At 74.8% G+C, this 13,682-nt stretch carries 10 protein-coding genes and 2 tRNA genes; 8 read left to right on the top strand and 4 right to left on the bottom strand.

Annotated elements, in window-relative coordinates; all coding sequences use genetic code 11:
* Window positions 1–61: 61 nt before the first annotated feature.
* The 6 genes from H7827_RS21710 (at window position 62) to H7827_RS21735 (ending at window position 10,137) form a co-directional block, all read left to right on the top strand.
* Window positions 62–1,681, top strand: coding sequence for an acyl-CoA dehydrogenase family protein (locus H7827_RS21710; protein WP_432747020.1), 1,620 nt, complete (start codon window positions 62–64; stop codon window positions 1,679–1,681).
* Window positions 1,678–3,501, top strand: a complete 1,824-nt coding sequence (locus tag H7827_RS21715; protein WP_432747021.1) for an acyl-CoA dehydrogenase family protein — start codon at window positions 1,678–1,680, stop codon at window positions 3,499–3,501. Before H7827_RS21710 ends, H7827_RS21715 begins: the two co-directional genes overlap by 4 nt.
* Window positions 3,488–4,366 (top strand): alpha/beta hydrolase family protein, encoded by an 879-nt coding sequence (locus H7827_RS21720; protein WP_432747022.1) that lies wholly within the window; start codon window positions 3,488–3,490, stop codon window positions 4,364–4,366. Before H7827_RS21715 ends, H7827_RS21720 begins: the two co-directional genes overlap by 14 nt.
* The gene (locus H7827_RS21725) at window positions 4,363–5,523 is read left to right on the top strand and encodes a class I SAM-dependent methyltransferase (protein WP_432747023.1); all 1,161 of its coding nucleotides are present in this window, start codon (window positions 4,363–4,365) and stop codon (window positions 5,521–5,523) included. The genes H7827_RS21720 and H7827_RS21725 overlap by 4 nt, the downstream gene beginning before the upstream one ends.
* 96 nt (window positions 5,524–5,619) lie before the next feature.
* On the top strand, window positions 5,620–7,134 hold the full coding sequence (locus H7827_RS21730) for a flavin-containing monooxygenase (RefSeq protein ID WP_432747024.1): 1,515 nt from the start codon (window positions 5,620–5,622) through the stop codon (window positions 7,132–7,134).
* 171 nt (window positions 7,135–7,305) lie between these two features.
* Window positions 7,306–10,137 (top strand): BTAD domain-containing putative transcriptional regulator, encoded by a 2,832-nt coding sequence (locus H7827_RS21735; RefSeq protein ID WP_432747025.1) that lies wholly within the window; start codon window positions 7,306–7,308, stop codon window positions 10,135–10,137.
* On the opposite strand, the gene H7827_RS21740 is transcribed toward H7827_RS21735, so the two are convergent.
* Both H7827_RS21740 and H7827_RS21745 read right to left on the bottom strand, forming a co-directional pair.
* Window positions 10,115–11,287, bottom strand: coding sequence for a sensor histidine kinase (locus H7827_RS21740; RefSeq protein WP_432747026.1), 1,173 nt, complete (start codon window positions 11,285–11,287; stop codon window positions 10,115–10,117). The two genes, H7827_RS21735 and H7827_RS21740, sit on opposite strands and share 23 nt — an antisense overlap.
* Window positions 11,284–11,952 (bottom strand): response regulator transcription factor, encoded by a 669-nt coding sequence (locus tag H7827_RS21745; RefSeq protein ID WP_432747027.1) that lies wholly within the window; start codon window positions 11,950–11,952, stop codon window positions 11,284–11,286. Before H7827_RS21745 ends, H7827_RS21740 begins: the two co-directional genes overlap by 4 nt.
* A 147-nt stretch (window positions 11,953–12,099) precedes the next feature.
* Here H7827_RS21745 and H7827_RS21750 point away from each other — a divergent pair, with 147 nt between their 5' ends.
* Window positions 12,100–12,654, top strand: a complete 555-nt coding sequence (locus H7827_RS21750; RefSeq protein WP_432747028.1) for a M15 family metallopeptidase — start codon at window positions 12,100–12,102, stop codon at window positions 12,652–12,654.
* 129 nt (window positions 12,655–12,783) lie between these two features.
* Here the strand turns inward: H7827_RS21750 and H7827_RS21755 are convergent.
* Together H7827_RS21755 and H7827_RS21760 are read right to left on the bottom strand one after the other, a co-directional pair.
* Window positions 12,784–12,857, bottom strand: a tRNA-Ile gene (locus H7827_RS21755).
* 190 nt (window positions 12,858–13,047) lie between these two features.
* Window positions 13,048–13,120: transfer RNA gene (locus H7827_RS21760), tRNA-Asn, on the bottom strand.
* A gap of 151 nt (window positions 13,121–13,271) precedes the next feature.
* Between H7827_RS21760 and H7827_RS21765 the strand changes: the two genes are divergently transcribed.
* The gene (locus H7827_RS21765; protein ID WP_030726162.1) at window positions 13,272–13,553 is read left to right on the top strand and encodes a hypothetical protein; all 282 of its coding nucleotides are present in this window, start codon (window positions 13,272–13,274) and stop codon (window positions 13,551–13,553) included.
* Window positions 13,554–13,682 lie beyond the last annotated feature (129 nt).

A 13,682-nucleotide genomic window follows, 5' to 3' on the forward strand; every position in this document is an offset into this window, starting at 1 on the left:
CCCGGACGCCGCGCACCGCGCGCGGTCGCTCGCCGCCCACCTCGGCGATCCGCTGCGCCCCGTGGGGCCGCTGACCTACGCCGCCAGTGTCCGTGACGACCGCGAACAGCGCTTTCCCGCCGAGTCGCTGGCGGCGCTCGACAGCTGGGGCTACCGCGCGTACCAGGTGCCGGCGGAGCACGGCGGCCGGCTGACCTCCCTGGAGGACCTTCTCACCATCGGCCGGGTCATCGCGGAACGCGATCCGGCGGTCACCCTCATCGCCAACTCGCCACTGGGCGCCGCGATGCCGGTGTGGCTGGCGGGCAGCGCCGCGCAGCGCCGAAAGGTCGCGGACGCGGTGCTGGGCGGGGCGTACGTGGCGCTGGGCATCACCGAGCGCGCGCACGGCGCCGATCTGCTGGCGAGCGAGACGACGGTGCGCCGCGAGGGCGGCGCATACGTCATCGACGGCGAGAAGTGGCTGATCAACAACGCGGCCCTGGCCCGGTTCGTGTGCCTGCTCGCCCGCGACCCCGACCGCACAGGCATGCGCAGCCTGTCGTTCGTGCTGGTCGACCTGGAGGAACTGCCCGCCGAGGCGTACGAGATCCTGCCGCGCGTCCCCACCCACGGGGTGCGCGCCGCGCAGATCGGCGGCATCCGCTTCCACGGCGCCCGGGTGCCCGCGTCCGCGCTGATCGGACGGGCCGGCGCCGGGCTCGAACTCGCCTCCGCCTCCCTGTCGGTGACCCGCACCCTCGTCCCGGCGCTCAGCCTGGGCGTGCTCGCCACGGCGCTGCGCTGCTGCACCGCGTTCCTCGCCGAACGCCGGCTGTACGGCGGCACGGCCACCGACATCCCGTACGTGCGGGAGGAACTCGCCGCGGCCCTCGTGGATCTGCGGGCGGCCGAGGCGGTGGCGCGGGCCTGCGCCCGCGCCCCGCACGTGCTGCCCGACCTGGTGCCGGTCACCTCGGCCGTCGCCAAGTACGTGGTGCCCAAGGTCGTCGAGGCCCGGATGCGGAAGCTGTCCGTGGTGCTCGGCGCCCGCTCGTACCTGCGCGAGGGCCACTGGTCGGGACTCTTCGAGAAGCTCCGGCGCGACGTACGGCTGTTCGGACTGTTCGACGGCAGTGAGCCGGTCGTGCTCAGCTCGCTGGCGGCCCAGGCGTCGTGCCTGGACGCCCCGGCCGATCCCCGGCGGGCGGACGCCCTGTTCGTGCGCGGCGGCCCGCTGCCGTCCCTGTTCGGCCAGGACACCGGCCCGTTCGCGGACGACGACCCGGTCACGGCCGGCGTCGAGGAGACCGGCACCGTCCTGGAGCGCCTCGGCGCCGCACACGGGGACGGCGTACTGGGCCGGGCCGCAGCCGCGCTGAGCGCCGCCGCGGCGCGGGTACGTACCGAGGCGCGGGACGCGCTGGACCCGCGCTCGCTGGCCGGGCAGCAGTTCGCCGACCGCTACGCGCGGCTGTTCGCGGCGACCTGCCTGGCCCGTACCGCACCGGAGGGGGACGGGCCGCCGGCGCCCTGGCTGGGCTCCGGGATCTTCGCCCTGCTGGAACCCGGCCGCCGGATGCCGCCCGGCACGGGCCACCTGCTGTGGGAGGACGTGGCCCGCCTCGCGCGGCCCGGCACCGAGCCGGCGGACGGCCCGGCCGGGCTCGAACTGGTGGCACAAGGAGGTGAGTCCCGGTGACGACGCCGACCCCCACCGGATCCGCCGCGCTCTCGCTCGAACACGCCCTCGCGGACCCCTACGACGCGCGACTCCCCGGCGGTTTCGCGCAGGCGCTGGAGGCCGACCGGCACGCCGCGTTCCCCGATCGGCTGTGCCGCGCCGCCCTGGACCGGGGTGTCGCCGAGTGGCTCATCCCCGCCGAAAGCGGCGGTGAACTGCGCGGTATCGAGGAGGCGTTCGAACTGTGCCGGGTGCTGTCCCGCCGTGACCTGACGGCGGCCATCGCGCTCGGCAGCAATCTGCTGGCGGCGCTGCCCGTGTGGCTGCGCGGCAGCGCGGCGCAGAAGGAGAGCGTCGCGCGCCTGCTGCGGGCCGGCGGCTTCGTGGCCTTCGCGCTCAGCGAGCGCGAGCACGGCGCGGACCTGGTGGCCGGCGAGACCACCGCCACCCGCGTCCCCGACGCCGAGGGGGAGAGCGACGGCTGGCGCATCGACGGCGAGAAGTGGCTCATCAACAACACCGGACACGCCGGCGCCGCGACCGTGACGGCCCGCACCGGGCGCGGCCCGCGCGGCCTGACCCTGTTCCTGGCCACCGCCCCGCACGACGGCACCACCTGGCGGCGGCTGCCGAAGGTCGCCACCCACGGCCTGCGCGGCAGCGCCATCGGCGGCCTGACCCTGACCGGCCTGCGGGTACGCGGCACCGACGCCATCGGCCGGGTCGGCTCGGGACTGGAAACCATCCTGGAGACCTTCCAGATCACCCGCGTACTCGTCTCCGGCCTCGCCCTCGGCGCCCTCGACACCTGTCTGCGCCACACCCTGGCGTTCGCCCGCGACCGGCGGCTGTACGACGCCCCCGTCCACGACCTCGAACCGGTGGCCCGCCGGCTGATCGACGCGTTCGCCGACCTGCTGGTGGGGGAGACCGTGGCGGCCGGCGCCTGCCGGGCCGCGCACGACCGGCCCGACCAGCTGCCGCTCCAGTCGCTGTGCGCCAAGTACCTGATCCCGCACCGTGCCACGGACGCCATCGAATCGCTCGGCGTCGTGCTGGGCGCCCGCTCCTACCTCACCGGCCAGGACCAGCTCCAGGTGGCCGTCTTCGAGAAGATGCGCCGGGACTGCGCCGTCACCGGACTGTTCGACGGCTCGACCCCGGTGGTGCTGGGCGGCCTCGCCGACCAGCTCACCCCACTCGCGGAGGCCCGCGCGGCCGGCACCGTACGCACCGAGGGGCTGCCCGCCCTGTACGCCCCGGGGCCCCCGGCCACCGCGCCCGCCCCGCTCGACCCGGAACGCATGGCCCTCGACACGGACGAGGACGCCGTCACCGCCGGACTCGACCACCTCGCCGCGCTGCTCGGCGGCGAACAGCCCGTACCCGCACTCTCCCCGGCCCGGCGCGCCCTGCTGCTCGACCTCACCGAACACCTGCGTACCGCGCGCGCCGCGCTGGACGCCGAGGCCGCCGCCCTCGCGGGCGATCCGGGACAGCGGCGCGGCGGCGCCGCCTACGACCTGGCGGCCCGCTACACGCACCTGCACGCCGCCGGCGCCTGCGCTTGGCGCTGGCTGGCGCGGCACCCCAGCCCCCTGAGCCCCAAGGACGCCGAGCGGGAGGGCCCGTCGGCCGGGTTCCTGGAGGACGGCGGCTGGCTGGCGCTGTGCCTGCGGCACCTGGCCCGGCAGGCCGGCGTCCTCCCGGACGCCCCCGTACTCGACGACGTGGACCGCACCGCGCTCGACCTGCTGAACCAGCTCTACGACCGGAACCTGCTGTTCTCCATGACGCGGTTCCCCCTCGCGGAAAGGACGACCCATGGGGCCGGCTGAGGAACGGGAAGCTCCCACGGAACCCGCCGATCTGGTGGTGACGTTCGCCGACGGCAGCACCACCACCGTCCGGCTCTTCCCCGCCGAGGACCCGGCCGCGCCCGTCGTGCTGTTCCTGCCCGCCATGGGCGTACGGGCCGGCTACTACGAGGTGCTGGCCGATGTGCTGGTGGAGAACGGCACGCACGTCGCGCTGGCCGACCACCGGGGCCACGGCGGCAGTTCGGTGCGCCCCGGCCGCCGCAGGACCTGGGGCTACGCCGACCTCCTGGAGGTCGAACTGCCCACGATCATCGAGGAGGTCAGGGCCGCCTTCGGCGTCGAACAGCTCGTGCTGGCCGGGCACAGCCTGGGCGGCCAGCTGGCCCTGCTGTACACCGCCACCGCCCCCGAACGGATCTCGCGGGCCGCCGTCATCGGCACCGGCACCGCCTGGCACCGCGTCGTGACCGGCAAGGACGCGGCGCGCCGCTACTTCGGCGTCCGGCTCACCGGGGTCGTCGCCACGCTGTGGGGCTATCTGCCGCAGTGGTTCCCGTTCGCCGGACGCGAGGCCCGGCACGTGATCCTCGACTGGGTACGGGAGGGCCGCACCGGCCGCTACCAACTCTCCCGTACCGAGGTCGACTACGAGGCAGCCCTGGCGAAGAGCACCGTCCCCACCCTCTTCGTCGGCTTCGCACACGACCCCCTCGTCCCCCCGGCCGGGCTGCGGCACATCGCCGACAAGGTCACCGCCGCCCCCGTCACCCTGCGCGAACTCTCGCTCGAACAGCTCCGGTTGAAGGAGCCCAGCCACTACCACTGGGCCCGGCGCCCGCAGGCGGTCGCCGACGCGCTGACCGAATGGATGGCACAGCCATGACCACCAGGACCGAACCGGGCCCCGGCATCGACGCCCTCAGCATGGCCGACGTCTACACGCCCGCCTACACCGAGCAGATCGAACGGGCCAGGCACGAGGCGTCGTTGCTGTTCGCCCGCGTCGCCATGACGCACCTGTTCGCCGAAGGGCCCGCCGCGTACCACCCGGACGCCGAGCCGCCGGCCGGCGCGATGGCCCGCCAGCCGTTCTACTTCCGCAAGAAGCTCCTCGACTACCTCGCCGACCGCGGCGAGCTGATCGTCCAAGGCGACACCTGCCGTCCGACCCCCGAACTCGCGGCCCGCGCCCGGATGTCCGAGGAACAGTTCCTGGGCCCCGGGGTCACCGGCTCGCCGACGATGGAGGTCATCAAGTACTTCGAGAGCGTGGTCGGCGGCGTGCTGCGCGGACGCGACGGCCTTGTCCTGCTGGAGGAGGCGTACGGTGCCGAGGAGACCCAGCGGCTGTGGCACCACCTCATGGTGGACGCCGGCCCCAAACGGGCGCCGAGCAAGCTGGCCGCCCGCGCCCTCGATCTGCGGCTGCGCTCCGGTGAGCCCACCGTCGTCTTCGAGGGCGGGGCCGGCATCGGCGCCACCCTGCGCGAGGCGCTGACGATCGAGGGCTTCCGGGAACGCACCGCGCACCTGGCCTCGTACGGGTTCACCGACGTCAGCCGCTCCCTGATGCAGCAGGCCCGCCGGACGTTCACCGCCGAACTGCCCGAGCTGGTGGACCGGATGCGCTTCGACCGGGTGGACCTCGATGACCTGGACGCGTACGACGATGTGCCCTATCTCCAGGACGAGGCCGCCGACCTGGTGATCTACGAGAGCGTGCTGTACGACGTGGCGAACCTGCACCAGGTACTCAGCCACAGCCGCCGGATCCTCAAACCGGGCGGCTGGCTGGTGTTCACCTTCGGCAGCCGGGGCCGCCCGGGGCAGTTCTTCCCCTTCGAGTTCTTCCAGTCCACGCTGCACAGCTTCTACCGCGCCGAACTCGATCCGCCGCGCCGGGTCAACCCCGGCTACCTCACGATGGCCGAGTGGACGGCCTCCCTGGAGAGCGCGGGCTTCGGCCGTTTCCGGGTGCTGCCCGACGCCGCCGATCACGACAAGTGGCCCTACGGAGGCATCGTCGCCGAACGGCCGTGAGCGCGCGCACGAGCCCGAGCCCCGGCGGCGCCGGCAGCGGCACGGCCCGCCCCGTACCGGCACCGAGCCGCACCCACGCGAGGGAAGGCACACACCATGAGTGACCGGATCGGCGGCCATGTGCGCGCCGCCGTGATCGGCTGCGGCTTCGGCGGGCTCGGCGCGGCGGTGCGGCTGCGCCGGGAGGGCGTCAACTCCCTGGCCGTCCTGGAGACGGCGGGATCGCTCGGCGGCACCTGGCGGGAGAACACCTATCCCGGCGCCGCCTGCGACATCCCGTCCCACCTCTACAGCTACTCGTTCGCCCCCAACCCCCGCTGGCCCCGGGTGTTCGCCGCCCAGCGCGACATCCTCGCCTATCTGGAACGCGTCGCCGACCGCTTCGACGTGCGGCGCCACATCCACCTCAACACCACCGTCACCGCCGCCCGCTGGCAGCCCGAGCACACCCGCTGGCACCTCACCACCGACCGCGGCGAGCTGACGGCCGACGTCCTGGTGACGGCCGCCGGCATGCACTCGGCCCCGAAGATCCCCGACATCCCCGGCCTCGACACCTTTCCCGGCGCCGCCTTCCACAGCGCGTGCTGGGACCACGAGCGCGCCCTGGCCGGGCGGCGCGTCGCCGTGGTCGGCACCGGTGCCTCGGCCACCCAGATCGTCCCCGCCCTCCAGCCCACCGTGCGGCGGGTCACGCTCTTCCAGCGCAGCGCGCCGTGGGTGCTGCCCAAGTTCGACCGGCCCTACCCGCGCGCCGAACAGTGGCTGTACGAGCGGCTGCCGCTCCTGCGGCTCGCGCAGCGCGGCCGGTTCTGGGCGGTCGGCGAGGTCCGCAGCGATCTGCTGACCCGGCGGCTGCGCCAACTGGCGCTGGCCGAGAAGCTCGTCGCCGCGCATCTGCGGCTCGGCGTCAAGGACCCGGAGCTGCGCCGCAAGCTCACCCCCGACCACCGGATGGGCTGCAAGCGGGTGACCTTCTCCAACACCTTCTATCCCGCGGTCGCCCAGCAGAACGTCGAGGTCGTCGCCTCGGGGCTGGCCCGCGTCGAGGGCAGCACCCTGATCGGGCAGGACGGCAGCACGCACGAGGCGGACACCATCGTGTTCGCCACCGGCTTCCACAACGTCGGCCGGCCCATCACCCGGCGCATCGCCGCGGCGGACGGTACGACGCTGGCGGAGGCGTGGGACAAGGGCGGCGGCATCCGGGCGCTGCGCGGAACGACCATGACCGGGTTCCCCAACCTGCTGATGATGGGCGGGCCGCAGGCGGTGTCCTCCTCCAGTTCCAAGGTGCTGATGATCGAGGCCCAGCTCAGCTATCTCGCCGACTTCCTGCACCGGCTCGACGAACTGGCCGAGCCGGGCGGCGAGCCGGGCGGGGTGGCGCTCGACCCGTCCCCGGACGCGCTGCGCGTCTGGAACGCGCGGATGCGCGGCAAGCTCGCCAGGACGGTGTGGGAGACCGGCTGCGACAGCCCCTACCTGGACGACGAGGGCCGGGACGTCACGCACTGGCCGGGCACCACGACCGAGTTCCGCAGGGCGACCCGGCGGGTGGACCTGGCCGAGTACCGGGTGGTGCGCGCGGTGCGGGAGCCCGTCCGGTAGCGGCCGGGGCGGGCCCGCCCGCGCGGCCGGCGCCACCTTGCTCGCGGCTCACCTGATGGCATGTCATGGACCGCGTACGGCACCTGCGTACCGCGATGAAGGAGTGGACCTCATGGACGACCGGACGACCGCCCCGTTACCCGCCCGGCCGGGCCCGGGCGGGGCGCGCCGGTGAGGGCCGGAGCGGACCCCGGGGAGCTGCGGTTCCGGCTGCTGGGCCCGCTGGAGGTGCTGCGCGGCGGCGCCCCGGTACCGCTGGGTGGCTTCCACCAGCGGGCCGTCCTGGCGTACCTGTTGCTGCGGCCGAACCGGGTGACGGCGACGAGCGAGCTGATCGCCGCGCTGTGGCGCGGCCCGGCCCCCGCCTCGGCGCGCAAGATGGTGCAGAACGCGGTGTGGCGGTTACGGGGGCGGCTGCTGGACACCGACCCGGCGGGCGCGCCGCAGACCTCGGACGCGGCGGACGCGCGAGGGCCCGCCGCCCCCGTCGCCCTGTGGTTCCGACCGCCCGGCTATCAGCTGAACGTGCCCCCGCACGCCCTTGACCTGCACCGCTTCCACACGCTCGCCGCCGAGGGCCGGGACAGGATGCGGGAGGGCGCGGTGGCCACCGCGTCGCTGCGCTGGCGCGAGGCGCTCGCCCTGTGGCGCGGCCCGATGCTCTCCGATCTGGTCGAGACGGGCGTGCGCTGGCCCGACCTGGAGGCGGCGCAGACGGCACGCCTCGATGTCCTGGAGAAGTACTTCGACGCCGAACTCGCCCTGGGCCGGCACGACAGCGTGCTCCCCGAGCTGCGGGCGATCACCCGGGCCGAGCCGCGCGCGGAACCGTTCACCGGGCAGCTCATGCTCGCGCTGCACCGTGGCGGCCGGCGCTCCGAGGCACTGGACGTGTACGCCGCGATCCGCGCCGAACTGGCCGAGGAACTGGGCCTGGAGCCCGGTCGCCGGCTCCATGAACTGCACCAGGCGATCCTCGTCGGCGACCCGGCCCTGGACCTGGACCCGGCCCGGCCGCCGGGCGGGGCACACACCGGCCTCGCCCCCGCCCTCACCCTCGTGCGCGGCGGGCCGGAGCCCGCCGCACCCGCGACCGACGCGGCGGAGCGCTCCGGGGCCCCGCCGGTGCCCCCGCCCGCCCCGCCGGCGCCGGTGCGCGAGTGCCGGGAGGTCACCGCGGCCCTGATCAACATCTCCTTGCCCACCGGCGATGACGACGGCGATCTGGAACGGGTCGATGCCGAGAGCGCCGCCCTGGAGGCGGTCATCGGCGAGGAGGCCGGCCGGTTCGGCGGCACCGTCACCTCCCGGATCGGCTCCTCCTGGCTGGTGGTGCTGGGCGCCGCACGCGCCCGCGGCGACGAGCCGCTGCGCGCCGTCCAGCTGGCCCTGGCGATCCGGCAGCGGTTGCGCTGGGGCCGGCACCCCGAGCGGCGGCCGCGGATCAGGGCCGCGATCGACACCGGTGAGGCGGTGGTCCAGCACCGGCCGCACGACGCCGTCCCCCCGGCGGTCACCAGCGCGGTGTTCGACCGCGCCCACGCGCTGCTGCCGCTCGTACCGCTGGACGAGGTGTGGATCGGTGAGACCACGCGCGAACAGACCCGCCCGGCTCTCGACTGCCGGCCCGCCCGGCTCTCCTCGGCGGCCTGGACCGTACGGGGCGTGCGCGGGAGCGACCTGGACACCGGCGAGAAGGCGCCGCTCCTGGAACGGACGGAGAGCTTACGGACGCTGGCGGCCCTGCTGGACGGCGCCCCCGGCGCGGACGGGCCGCACGCCGCCCTCGTGGTGGCCGGGGCCGGGCTCGGCAAGACCGCGCTGCTGACCGCGTGCGAACGGCTGGCCACCGAGCGGGACATGCCCCGCTTCCCGCGCCCGCTGCTGGCCCACCTCACCCCCCGCACGGTCGACGACAGCCCGCTGTTCACGGTCGCCACCGAACTGTGCGCCGCCTGCGGCATCGAGATCGGGGACCCGCCCGGCACCGCGCGGCACAAGCTGTGGACGGTCATCGAACGCGTCGCCGCCGACGCCGGCGAGGCCGCCCGGCTGTTCGCCCTGCTGCTGATCGTGATCGGGCACGTCCCCGACCACGAGCGGACGGTGCCCGCCGACGAGGTGATGACCGCGTGGCACACCCTGCTGGAACGGCTGGCCACCGAGCGCCGGGTGATCGTGTTCATCGACGATCTGCACACCGCTGATGACGCCGTACTGCGCCTGGTGGACCGGGCCGTGGACCCGGCCGGACGGCCGGGACGGCGGCTCACCGTGATCGCCGCGGCGCGCCCCGAACTGTTCCGGCGCCGCCCGGCGTGGGCCCCGGCGGCCGCCGGGACCGTCACCGCCCCGCGGCTGGTGCCCCTCTCCCTGTCCCCGCTGTCCGACGCGGCGGTGGCCGAACTGGTCCACGCGCTGCTGGCGGCGAGCACGTTCCCGGACGGGGAGGCGGAGGCGGGCGGGGAAGCGGCGGGGCCGGTGCGGGAGCTGGCCGCGGCGGTGACCGCGCTCGCCTGCGGCAACCCGCTGATCGCCGCCGAGTTCGTCCGCATGGCGCCGCCCCGCCCCGGCGCCCCCGCGCCCTCCCGCGACCCGCGGACCGCGCTCATCCCCGGGCAGGTACGCCGGATGCTGGGCGCCGAACTCGACGAACTCCCCGCCGGCCTCGCCCGGGTGGTCCAGGACGCCGCCGTGATCGGCGACGGCGTCCGCGCCGACACCCTCGCCGCGCTGCGCCGTCACCCCACCGAAGAGACGGCCGAGGCGCTGGGCGAACTCGCCGCGCGCGGCATCCTCGCCCCCCGCGCCCCGGCGCCCGACGGCACCGCCCGGTTCGGTTTCCGGCGGCCCCTGCTGCGCGAGGTGGCGTACGCACGGCTCCCCCGGGGCGTACGCGCCGCCCGGCACGCGGTGCTGGCCGCACTCACGGGGCAGGCCGGGCCGCCGGCCGCCCTGGAACTGCTGCGGCTGCACTCCGTCATGGAACGGTGGCGCCGGTGACGGGGCGGGCGGGCAGCACCATGGTGACGACGAGACCGCCGTCCTCGCGGGGGCGCAGGGTCAGCATGCCGTGGTGGACCCGGGTGATCCGGTCGACGAGCGCCAGCCCCAGGCCGTGCCCACGGGTCCCGCCGGGGGCCGGGAGGTGCCCGGGACCCACGGCCACCCGGCCCGCGCCGCGCAGGAACGGCTCGCGCAGCCGCGCCACGTCCTCGGCCGGCACCGGCCGCCCGGTGTTCTCCACCCGCAGCGTGACCGTGCCGGCCGCGCGGTCGTGCCGGGTGCCCACCCACAGCGCGCCGCCGTCGGGGAGGTTGTGCCGTACGGCGTTCTGCACCAGGTTCACCGCGAGCCGGGCGAGCAGCTCGGCGTCCCCGCGTACCGGCGCGGCGCGCAGGTCGGCGTGGGTCCGGACCCCGGCCCCCTCGGCCTCGGTGGCGCACTCGGCCAGGGCAGCCGAGGCGGCCCCGGCGAGATCGGTGTCGTCGCGGGCCGCCGTCACCTCGTTGGCGTCGGCCAGCCGCAGCAGCGCCTCGGTCACCGCGATGGCGCGTTCATTGGTGTCGGTGAGCCGTCGCAGCAGCCGGGGGTAGTCCTGCCCGGCCGGATCGCGGCGGGCCACCTCCAGCAGGGTGGAGGTCACCGCCAGTGGGGTGCGCAACTCGTGGGAGGCGTTCGCGGCGAACCGTTCCTGCGCAGCGAAGGAGTCCTGGAGCCGCCCCAGCATGGCGTCGAAGGAGTCGGCCAGCTGCCGGAACTCGTCGTTGCGGCCCCGGAGCGCGATGCGGTGGTCCAGGGCGCCGGTCGCCGCGATCCGGGTGGCGGCGTCGTTGATGCGCCGCAGCGGGCGCAGCACCCGGCCCGCCAGGAACCAGCCGCCCACCACCCCGACCACGGCGAGCGCGGCCAGCAGATAGCCGGACACCCCCACCAGGGTCTCCAGGATCTCCTGGCGGCTGGGCGCGTACGCGCGGTCCCGGGGGTTCGCCGCGGTCAGCGGATAGTTCGGCACCTGGCGCAGCACGATGTAGACCCCGGCCAGGACGACGGCCCCGGCGGCGACGAGAAAGACCGCGTAGCCCAGGGCGAGCCGCAGCCGGGCGCTCACCCGGGGGCCGCGCGGCGGGAGAGGGGGCGGCGGCCGCGTCACGGAGCCGGCTCCCGCAGCCGGTACCCGGACCCGTGCACGGTGATGATGGGGTCGGGGTCGCCGAGCGCCTTGCGCAGGGTCGAGACGGTCACCCGGGGCGCGGTGGAGAACGGGTCTGCGTGTTCGTCCCAGACCTTCTCCAGCATCGTCTCGGCGCTGACCAGGCCACCGCCGGCCCGCATGAGGAGCTCCAGCACCGCGAACTGTTTGCGGGTCAGCCGCAGGTACCGGCCGGCCCGGTACGCCTCGTGACGGAAGGGGTCCAGCCTCAGCTCGCCCCAGGTGAGCACGGGAGGCGCCGAGGCGGCCGGGCGGCGGCCCAGTGCCCGCAGCCGTACCACCAGCTCCGCCAGGGCGAACGGTTTGGTGAGGTAGTCGTCGGCGCCCAGCTCGAAGCCGCCGACCTTGTCCCGCAGCCGGCCTGCCGCGGTGAGCATGAGGACCCGCACCGCCGGATGGTTCTCGGCGATGACCCGGCACACCTGATCGCCGTGGGTGCCGGGGATGTCGCGGTCGAGCACCACGGCGTCGTAGTCGTTGACGGAGATCCGTTCCAGCGCGGTGTCCCCGTCCAGGGCGATGTCGGCGGTGATCGCCTCCAGCCGCAGCCCTTCCCGCAGGGCCTCGGCCAGGTACTCCTCGTCCTCGACCACCAGCACGCGCATGTTCCGTTCTCCCTCCCTTCGGCCCGGCCAGTGTAGGCAGCGGCCGTGTTGCGGAAATGTGAGCCGGAGGGCTCACGGCCGCGCAATGTGCGGGCGCGTGGGATGGCCCCGTCACGCGGCGAGGGCCGCCGCGGGAGGGAGCCATCGATGGACCGCGTCACTCATCGCCGCCCCGGCGCCGCCCTGCTGGGCACGGTGGCCGTGCTGCTGGCGGGCACGCTCGCCGGCTGTACGGCCACCGCCGCCCCCGGGGACGGCCCGCCCGGGGAATCGCAGGACAGCGGTTTCCTGTCCGCGCCGGTCTCCCCGTTCGCGGACGACTGGGCGATCACCGGGCTGGAGCCCGGGCTGCGCGCGGCGCTGCACGCGGCCGCCGAGGACGCCGCGGCCGACGGGGTGGAGCTGGTGGTGACCTCGGGCCGCCGCAGCGCCGCCTATCAGCGGGAGCTGCTGGACAACGCGATCCGGGTGTACGGGAGTGAGGAGGAGGCCAGGCGCTGGGTGAGCACTCCGGAGCTCTCCCGCCATGTCACGGGGGAGGCCGTGGACATCGGCTACACGGACGGCGCCGACTGGATGGTCCGCAACGGCGCGCGGTACGGGCTGTGCCAGACGTACGCGAACGAGATGTGGCACTTCGAACTGGTGGTCGAGCCCGGTGAGGTGTGCCCCACGGCCCGCCCGGACGCCTCCGCGGGCTGAACCCTTCCGGGCCCGTCGGCCCGTCCGTCCGCGCCCAACGGGTGGCGCCGAGAGCTCGGGTGGGGCCCGGCGGCACCCGGGTGGCGGACATGCCGCAGGCCAGGAGCGGATGCTCCTGGCCTGCTGAGGTGGGGCGGGTGGGACTCGAACCCACGGCCGACGGATTATGAGTCCGTTGCTCTAACCGGCTGAGCTACCGCCCCATCAACGGCGAGCCGCGCACACATGTGCGCGCCGTCTGCCGCAGCATAGCTGCTCATACGATCTCCCGCCCGGACTGGGGCGGTTGTACGGAGGCTACGACGGCGGTCATGGGTTGATCGGTTCCCGGTCAGCGGGCGGTGATGCATGGAGAACGCCGAAGGGCCCCTGAACGGGGCCCTTCGAGTGATGCTCCCCCGACTGGACTCGAACCAGTAACCTGCCGGTTAACAGCCGGCTGCTCTGCCAATTGAGCTACAGGGGACTGCGCCGCTCGGGTCTGCCTCCCGTTGTTCTGCGGAAGCGTTCCCTCGCTGCGGGCAATACATTAGCGCATGTGAGGCGGTGCTTCGAAATCGGTGACCGGGGCGCCCATAAGTACGACGGACAGTCCGTACGAGAAAGGACGCATCCCCATGCGCAAGCTCATCTTCGTCGCAGGTGCGGCGGTCGGCTACGTGCTCGGTGCCCGGGCCGGGCGCGAGCGGTATGACCAGCTGGCGGACGCCGCCCGGCGGTTCCTCGACCGGCCCGCCGTGCGCAACGGCATGGACACCGCCAACCAGACCGGGCGTCAGGCGGCGGCGATGGCGGCGGGCGCCGTTGTGGACCGGGCCGGCGACAAGCTGCCCGACCCGGTCGCGGAGAAGCTGCGCGAGGTGCGCCGCTCCGCAGCCGCGGAGGAAGAGGTCGCCTGAGCTGGGGGCTCCCGGCTCCCGTCGCCACCCGGCCGCCGCCTCTTGCCGGGGAAGGGCCCGGCTCGGTAGCGTGCTGTTCGACATTCCGGCATCTGACCGGCATGCCGAACAGTGAGCGAGCGGAGGCCG

The organism is Streptomyces sp. JH002 (assembly GCF_050916115.1).
Classification (GTDB): Bacteria; Actinomycetota; Actinomycetes; order Streptomycetales; family Streptomycetaceae; genus Streptomyces; species Streptomyces xiamenensis.

Excerpts from the sequence above, each read along its gene's own strand:
- H7827_RS21720 (WP_432747022.1), top strand. The coding sequence starts at position 3,488 with ATGGGGCCGGCTGAGGAACGGGAAGCTCCCACGGAACCCGCCGATCTG.
- H7827_RS21725 (WP_432747023.1), top strand. The coding sequence starts at position 4,363 with ATGACCACCAGGACCGAACCGGGCCCCGGCATCGACGCCCTCAGCATG.
- H7827_RS21730 (WP_432747024.1), top strand. The coding sequence starts at position 5,620 with ATGAGTGACCGGATCGGCGGCCATGTGCGCGCCGCCGTGATCGGCTGC.
- H7827_RS21745 (WP_432747027.1), bottom strand. The coding sequence starts at position 11,952 with ATGCGCGTGCTGGTGGTCGAGGACGAGGAGTACCTGGCCGAGGCCCTG.
- H7827_RS21750 (WP_432747028.1), top strand. The coding sequence starts at position 12,100 with ATGGACCGCGTCACTCATCGCCGCCCCGGCGCCGCCCTGCTGGGCACG.
- H7827_RS21765 (WP_030726162.1), top strand. The coding sequence starts at position 13,272 with ATGCGCAAGCTCATCTTCGTCGCAGGTGCGGCGGTCGGCTACGTGCTC.